This window comes from Tissierella praeacuta (assembly GCF_040396155.1).
Taxonomy (GTDB): domain Bacteria; phylum Bacillota; class Clostridia; order Tissierellales; family Tissierellaceae; genus Tissierella; species Tissierella praeacuta_A.
This window is the reverse complement of record NZ_JBEBOY010000019.1, coordinates 54,105-61,247: the sequence shown is the minus strand read 5'-3', so window position 1 is coordinate 61,247 and position 7,143 is coordinate 54,105. Positions and strand designations below refer to the sequence as shown.

Below are 7,143 nucleotides of genomic sequence, written 5' to 3'. Positions count from 1 at the left end.
ATCACTGTGTAAGATACAGTGATTTCAAGCGTTATGAATTATGATTAACGCTATAGATAAATACGTTAAAGAGGTGATATCTTGAAAAGTTTTGAAACTATATTAAATGAATATGCAAAGTTATGTGTCAAGGTAGGTATCAATATTCAAAAAGATCAGCCTTTAGTTATCACTGCCCCTATTGAAGGTGTTGATTTTGTTAGACTTATTGCTAAAAATGCCTATGAGCTTGGTGCCAGTGAAGTTCATGTCAATTGGAATGATGAAGTACTTACAAAGCTAAAATATGAAAATGCTCCTATGGAAGTATTTGAAAATTTTCCAAAATGGTATGCTGATGGCTTAGAAGATTATGCTAAAAAAGGTGCTGGTTTTATTTCAATTTCAGCTCAAGATCCAGAGTTACTAAAAGAAATTGACCCTAAAAAAATATCAGCAAACAATAAATCCTCCTCTATGGCTTTAAAAGAATGGAGAAAATATACTATGAATAATATAAATCCCTGGTGTGTAATATCTATTCCTACAAAATCTTGGGCAAAGAGGGTTTTTAAAGATGTAGATGAAAATGAGGCTGTAGAAAAACTATGGGCTGCCATATTTAATGCTACTCGTATGGATTTGGAAGATCCTATTAAGGCATGGGAAGAACATATGGCAAATTTAAAAAACAAGATCGACTTATTACATGAAAAAGAATTAAAATCATTACACTATACCTCATCTAATGGTACAGATTTAGTTGTAGAATTACCAGAAGGACATATTTGGGCTGGTGGTAGTGAAGTCGATTCTAAGAATATTTCTTTTGCAGCAAATATTCCTACTGAAGAAGTATTTACTATGCCTCTTAAAACTGGTATAAATGGTGTGGTATACAGTACTAAACCTCTTAATTACGGCGGAAAGCTAATTGATGATTTTAAGATTACATTTAAGGATGGTAAAGCAATTGATTTTGAAGCCAAAGTAGGTCAAGAAACTTTAGAAGATTTATTAAATATTGATGAAGGTGCAAAATATTTAGGGGAAGTAGCTTTAGTACCTTTTGATTCTCCAATATCTAATTCCAATATTGTATTTATGAATACTTTATTTGATGAGAATGCTTCTTGTCATTTTGCTTTTGGTAAAGCTTATCCTACTAATATAAAGGGTGGAGAGAAAATGACAGATGAAGAACTAGAAGCTCATGGAGTAAATAACTCTCTTACTCACGTTGACTTTATGGTAGGTTCCAAGGATATGAATATCCTTGGCGAAACTAAAGAGGGAGAAAAAATACAAATATTTGAAAATGGAAACTGGGCATTATAATTACCAATGAGTGTAAACGGCTATTTTGTTTAAAAAATAGCCGTTTACATTTTATTCATTGAATTTTTTATATTTCTTATTATAAATCCATATCATGGGTAAATATATTTTTAAGGATGGTGATATTTTTGAAATCTTTAACATCATATAATCTAAAGGGATTAGAATTAAAAAATCGTATAGTAATGCCTCCAATGTGTATGTACTCCTCTGATGAAAATGGAATGGTTAAGGACTTTCATCAAGTACATTATGCATCTAGGGCAATAGGCAATGTTGGTTTAATTATTATAGAGGCTACAGCAGTTGTGCCAAATGGTAGAATATCAAGTAATGACCTTGGAATTTGGAGTGATGAGCATATAGAGGGATTGAAATCACTGGTAGATAAAGTAAAATCCCATGGAAGCAAAGTAGCTATCCAATTAGCCCATGCAGGAAGGAAATGTACATCAAATGATGAATATATTGTAGCCCCTTCATCTATTAGGTTCAGTGAAGAATATAGAGTCCCCCGTGAATTAACTACAGATGAAATCAAGGAAATAGTCCTAGACTTTAAAGAGGCTGCAAGACGTGCAGATGAAGCTGGTTTTGACAGTATAGAAATTCATGGAGCTCATGGATATCTTATACATGAGTTTTTATCCCCTATTACCAATAAAAGAACTGATGAATATGGTGGTAGTCTAGAGAATCGAACTCGATTCTTAAATGAGATATTAGATTCTATTAAAGAAGTATGGCCTAAGGAAAAACCAATTCTTCTTAGAGTATCTGCTGATGATTATACAGAAAATGGTATCAATAAAGAAGAAATGGTCAAAATTATCAATGAAGTAAAAGATAATATAGATATGGTCCATGTAAGTACAGGTGGACTTATTAGCGTTAAGTTTGATATATTCCCAGGATATCAAGTATTACATTCTGAAACCATAAAAGAAAAATGTAATATACCTACAATTGCAGTAGGGCTTATCAATGGATATGACCAAATAGAGGAAATCCTATATAATAATAGGGCTGATTTAGTAGCCATAGGCAGAGGACTACTTCGTGATCCATATTTCGTGCTAAATATGGCGTATGAAAATAATCTCCCTCTTAAATATCCTAAACAGTATGAAAGAGGATATTTTTAAAGCTGTAGAGAACCCTTCTCTACAGCTTTTTATTTAATTCTCTGCCTTCATACTTTCAACTATTATCTTATCGTTAATTCTCTTTAGTGGATATGTCCCTGATAATATAGCTATTATTGTGGCACCAATACAAGAAATAATTATATTTTTCCATGGCATTACCCACTGAAATTCTTTAATATGCATTACTATATTAAACAAAACATATGCAAGTCCTGTACCTATGATACCTCCAAATACTGCTGCATATAATCCATAGAATAGGGATTCTAAAGCTACCATTCGCTTAATTCCAGATTGGGTCATACCTACAGCCTTAATCATTGCAATTTCCTTAGTTCTCAAAATAATATTTGTGCTTATAGTATTTATTATATTTATTGAACTAATTAAAGTAATAATAGCTACAAATCCATATAAAAATATACTTACTATTATACTTGCTATCCTGTTTTCCTTAGCAGCTTCTGCGTAGTCTACATAACCAAACCTTAATGTCGTTTCCTCTAATTCATCTAAATAAGATTTTATACTTTCCATCTCTCCATCTTCAACCATTTCAATATACATACTTGTACGATATCTTATTGCCTTAGCTTCATCATCTGTCTTAAGTAAATTCTTTAATACTGATTCAGTAGTTATAGCATTTATACTACTATTTAAATTATATTCTCTGTCTAATATGCCTTTTTCCAATACTCCTACTACTGTTAATTCCTTGTATACAGGTTCTACTCCTTCTTCATCTAAATCATAGGAAGTATAAGGTATTTTATCTCCTATCTTTAATTTATATCCTTCTATCAAAGAATTTCTATCGGTTTCTTGATTATATGCATATGTGTTATTTATAACTAATACTCCATTTTCTTTATTTAATTTATCTATATCTAAAGTCCCTTCTTTTAATAATCCCTTTAGAACTTCAAAATTTTCATCTCCAATAGTATATACTTCAAAATTATTTACTCTAACTAAATCATCTTTCTTTTCATCAAATAAATCAGGAGCCATTTCCATCATCTTTTTGCTGATTTTACTTTTTTCAATTAATGCCTCTCCTTGATTATATTTTAATTTATATACTCTTTTTACATCTTTTATATCTTTTAGCTCTGTATATATTTTTTCTGCCTTATCATCTATATCCCCATAGATGAAAAAATCCCCCATATCTCCATTCTCTACAACTCCCATTTTAAACATAAAATCTGAGAAACTAGAGAATGTAATAAATAAAGATATGCTTATAACCATAGAAAATACAGTAATTACAAACCTCTTTCGATTTCTTCTTAGATTCTTATAGGCAATTTCTCCTTCTACACCTAATAATTTTCTAATAAACGTAGTATTTTTTACTTTTTTAAATTTTTCTTTCTTAAAATTACCTGTATTCCTAACGGCTTCTAAAGGAGATACTCTTCCTGCACGTCTTGCTGGACCTATGGCTGATAAAAATACTGTAATTAACCCTGTTATGGAGCTAATTAAAAATACAGTTCCTGATATGGTTATTTTCATATCTCTAAAGATATTTATATCTGATTTCAATAAACCAATAATATATAGAACTACTTTCATTGCAAATACTCCTGAGAATAATCCGATAGGTATTCCTATTAAACTAAGTATGGCTGATTCCTTAAATACTATTCCCCTAATTTGTTTAGGAGTAGCACCAACTGATCTTAGGAGTCCAAATTGAGATATCCTCTCTAGAACAGATATATTAAAGGCATTATATATAACTGCTATAGTAGACACTACGATTAAAATTATGACGAAAGCTAAAAGAGCCACCATTGATTTATTAAAAGTATCACTTAAACTTTCAGCATATAGTCGCAGCACCCTATAGTTATAACTAAAATCCTTTTCTGTCTTTCCTATGTCCTTTGCAATTGATATTATTTTTTCATGTGCATCTTTTATATCTGGAATTTTTATATAGGCATTATATTTTCCATCATCTATTTTATTATCTAATCCAGTAATACCTTTAGTAACTAAATCTCCCTTCCAAATATATGGGGGTTTTGTGAATCCTACAACTGTATATTCTCTTTCTCCTGTTTTTTTGAAAGTTTCTTTCCTGCCTATTTGCTCTTCCTGAGTTTCCCCATCATTCTCAATTAATCTCTCTCCAATTGTTAGTCTTATTTTATCTCCTAGTTTTACTTCCTTATCAAAATAACTTGTAACCCAATACTCCATAGCTATTTCATCTGAAGTCTTTGGAAATCTTCCTTCCTTAAGATTAAATGGAAGCATTTCCAGTGCTTTATCTTCATATCCCTCTATCTCTATATATCTATAAGGAATATTCAATCCATAATCCTCTTGCTCCGCTTTTGTAGTCTCTTTAACTATAGCTGCACCTTCAATTTTAGTAATTCCTACTTCCGATACCCCTACATGACTAACTATCTTATTTATATTGTCTTTATTCATATCAAGAAACTTAGCATGATAGGATCCATTTTCCCTTATGGCTTCTGTAATCATTGCTCCTCTAACAGATACTATTATAGTTCCTATTGCTGAAACAAGTGCTACAGATAGGATTATTCCTAATATAGTAAGTAAAGTCCTATTTCTCTGTCCCTTTAAATATCTGTAGGTGATTTCTTTATAGCTTTTCACTATTAATCACCTCATCCTTTACGATGTTTCCATCCTCTATGGTTATTATTCTATCAGCTTGTGATGCAATATTTAGATCATGTGTAATAAGGATTAGAGTTTGATTGTATTTTTTTACAGATATTTTAAGTAAATCTATTATTTCCTTACTATTTTTACTGTCCAGATTTCCTGTAGGCTCGTCTGCCAGCACTATAGAAGGACTATAAGCCAATGCTCTTCCTATGGATACCCTTTGCTGCTGCCCTCCAGAAAGTTCATTAGGTAAATGATGTCTTCTTTCCTGTAGTCCAAGAATATTTATCAATTCTTCAAAATGCTCTTTATTTACCTTCTTTGTATCTAAAAGTAAAGGCAAAAGCATATTTTCCTCTGCCGTAAGTACTGGAACTAAATTATAGAATTGAAAGATAAATCCTACCTTTCTTCTTCTAAATATGGCTAGCTCCTTCTCTGAAAGACCATATATATCTATACCGTTCACATAAACCTTGCCACTAGTTGGTTTATCTACTCCCCCCAGTAAATGTAATAGTGTAGATTTGCCAGAACCGCTGGCTCCTACTACTGCTATAAATTCTCCTTGTTCTATAGTTAGATTAACCTTTTTTAGAGCTTCTACTTTAGTATTTCCTGTTCCATATGATTTACACAAATCAACAACCTTCACTACATCCATCTTTATTCCCTCCTATTCATTTTCTAACTATATTATATAATGTCAGTCTTACATCTTAGTGAATGGAATAATTACAATTTAGTAAGGTTGACTTAAACAACAGGAAAATATTTTTTATCCTCTAAATTATCCCTTTTAGAAAAGTTACTATCATCTCAGTGCCATGATTTTTCTTGCTTTTTACAGAAATAGTACCGTTTTGGGATTCTACTATTATTTTTGCTAAATTAAGTCCTATACCTATGCTCTCTGGCTTCACTTCACTATTTACTTTATAGAATCTTTCAAAAATATGGGGTAAATGCTCCTCATCTATTCCTTCACCATTATCCATTATGATAACACTGCTAAACAATGGGGTTTCTTCTAACTTAATATTAATCTTTCCTCTTCCATGTTCTATACCATTTTTAATTATATTTATAATGGCTTCCCTAGTCCAATCTTTATCCCCATAAAAAAAAGCATTTTCATTTCCTTCTATTACTAAACTTTGTCCTTCTAATTTATGGCTTAATGAATATACAGCTATATTAACTACATCTTTTAATAATACTTTTTCTTTTTTAAATTCAATGGCTCCTGCCTCTATTCTTGCCAATTTTAATAAATTAATTGTAAGCCATTCCATTCTCTCTAATTGGGTTCTTTCCTTTTCTAGGAAATTTTGTCTTATATCTAGTTCCATATCTTCATCTTCTAACAGAAGGTCATTAATTACTATTAAAGATGATAAAGGTGTCTTTAGCTGATGAGAAATGTCTGATATCATATTTTTTAAAAATACCTTCTCTTTTTTTAATATATCTAGACTATTTTCTAATCTATCTGCCATCTGATTGAATTGATGATTTAGTATATTAAAATCTCCCTCTCCCTCTTCTGATAAATAAACTCCAAAATCTCCCTCGACTACCTTTTCTGATGCAGTATATATATCTTGTACCTTTTTATATATCTTTTTATATTCACCTTTTATCATATAACCCAATGGAATTGTAAAGGAAAGTATTAATAAAAATAGAAATATTTGCAGATTTGGGCTAATTCTTTTTAATATTGGCTGAAAGGACTTATTTAACTCTTCATGATAGCCATAAGACTTTAATACTTCTTCTCCAATCTTTTTATCTTGCTCTAGAATTTCCTTTGTTATATATGATACCATCTCTTCTTTTAATTCTGGATGATTTTTCATCATATTACCAACTAATGCCATATCCCGTTCTATTATTTTTTTATTTATATTATCTATGGATATATTTGCAAGAAAAAGCCCTAATATAGCAAATATTATCTGTAATAATATAAGCTTTAATACCATAGATTTAAACTCTTCATTTCGAAACAAAC

Annotated in this window: 5 protein-coding genes; 2 read left to right on the top strand and 3 right to left on the bottom strand. The window is 30.7% G+C overall.

The genetic code is table 11. The features are described 5' to 3' along the window. The first annotated feature begins 81 nt into the window (after window positions 1-81). Both ABWP20_RS10725 and namA read left to right on the top strand, forming a co-directional pair. Window positions 82-1,317 carry an aminopeptidase gene (locus tag ABWP20_RS10725; protein WP_353095797.1) on the top strand — a complete coding sequence of 412 codons (1,236 nt, stop codon included), beginning with the start codon at window positions 82-84 and terminating at the stop codon, window positions 1,315-1,317. A 128-nt stretch (window positions 1,318-1,445) separates the two neighbouring features. Further along, on the top strand, window positions 1,446-2,462 hold the full coding sequence (gene namA, locus ABWP20_RS10720) for an NADPH dehydrogenase NamA (protein ID WP_353095796.1): 1,017 nt from the start codon (window positions 1,446-1,448) through the stop codon (window positions 2,460-2,462). Between the two features lie 33 nt (window positions 2,463-2,495). Here namA and ABWP20_RS10715 read toward each other — a convergent pair whose 3' ends face one another. The 3 genes from ABWP20_RS10715 to ABWP20_RS10705 form a co-directional block, all read right to left on the bottom strand. Beyond that, on the bottom strand, window positions 2,496-5,111 hold the full coding sequence (locus ABWP20_RS10715) for an FtsX-like permease family protein (protein ID WP_353095795.1): 2,616 nt from the start codon (window positions 5,109-5,111) through the stop codon (window positions 2,496-2,498). Then, complete coding sequence (locus ABWP20_RS10710) at window positions 5,098-5,790, bottom strand: ABC transporter ATP-binding protein (protein WP_353095794.1); 693 nt, start codon at window positions 5,788-5,790, stop codon at window positions 5,098-5,100. The genes ABWP20_RS10715 and ABWP20_RS10710 overlap by 14 nt, the downstream gene beginning before the upstream one ends. Window positions 5,791-5,911: 121 nt before the next feature. Beyond that, entirely contained in the window at window positions 5,912-7,141 is a 1,230-nt protein-coding gene (locus ABWP20_RS10705; protein ID WP_353095793.1) for a HAMP domain-containing sensor histidine kinase, read from the bottom strand. Between the last annotated feature and the right edge of the window lie 2 nt (window positions 7,142-7,143).